Here is a 1,116-nt window from a genome sequence, read left to right on the forward strand (position 1 = left end):
TTTGTACGGAGCCTGAATGAGGGCATCCGGGATCTGCTCTGCCGGAAGCTATTCCAACGGCCATAAGCATACTGTTTATATTCCATGAGACACTCATAACCCTGTGGGGCCCACAATGTCTCGGTGGAACAAAGCCTCCTGTGGGTGTTGGAGCGGTCGTAACCGGCAATACGTTCGGATCTATATTAATGACATGGATCAATAGAGGACGCACGTTTGTAATACCAGGCGTTGTTGGCTGAGCAGTAGCAGACGTTATTGGCTGGGTTGTATACGACGATGAATGCCTGATCAGCGTTGAATTTCCTGATGGAAATTTCGAAATGGTTGTAGAAGCAGTGGCAAGTTTAATGGTTGAGGGACGTGCAGATGACGATGTTGTCGCTGACGCTCTTATACCGATCCGATAAATCCTGACCTTTTCATCTTCACCCCCAACTGCCAGCAGGGTGCCATAGTGGTTGTAGGCAACGCTCCGTTTGGCTCTTGTCGCATTGGAGATATTGTAGGTAACGCCAGGTAGATTCAACATGTCATATATCCTGACCTGATCATCACTCGACCCAACGGCGAGCCGGGTGTCGTCGCGATTGAAGTCAATACTCATGATCCAGCCTGTTGCATCTGACAGGGTGGCAAGGGGGGTGGACGGGTTCACCGGGTCATAAAGCCTGACCTTGTTATCATCGCCCCCGACTGCCAGCCAGGTGCCGTCGTGGTTAAAAGCAACAGTCCTCACCCAGTCTTTAGAAACGTTCAGGGTGTGCAGGAGTCTGGGCCTCGCCGGGTCACTCATATTAAAGATTTGTACAGGGCCTGAAAAAGGACATCCGGAATAGCCTTCGCCGGAGCCCATTCCCACGGCCATCAGCATAGTGTTCATATTCCATGAGACACTCGTAGCCCAGTAGGGCCGACAATGTCTTGGAGGGACAACGCCTCCTGTAGGTGTTGGAGCAGCCGTTACCGGTAACATGTTCGGATCCATATTAATCACATGGATCAACAGAAGGTTCACGGTTGCATTACCAGACGTTGTTGGCTGGGCAGTAACAGACGTCTGAGCAACTGCCTGCAGAAAGCTTGCTGCCAACAGGATAACCAAACCCGCAATAG

Annotated in this window: 1 protein-coding gene; it reads right to left on the minus strand. The window is 51.2% G+C overall.

Annotated elements, in window-relative coordinates; translation table 11 throughout:
* On the minus strand, positions 1–976 hold a 976-nt coding region (locus KDK19_RS06520; protein WP_257291592.1), incomplete at its 3' end, for a WD40 repeat domain-containing protein.
* Between the last annotated feature and the right edge of the window lie 140 nt (positions 977–1,116).

Origin of the sequence: Endozoicomonas sp. ONNA1 (assembly GCF_024606325.1) — a bacterium.
Classification (GTDB): domain Bacteria; phylum Pseudomonadota; class Gammaproteobacteria; order Pseudomonadales; family Endozoicomonadaceae; genus Endozoicomonas_A.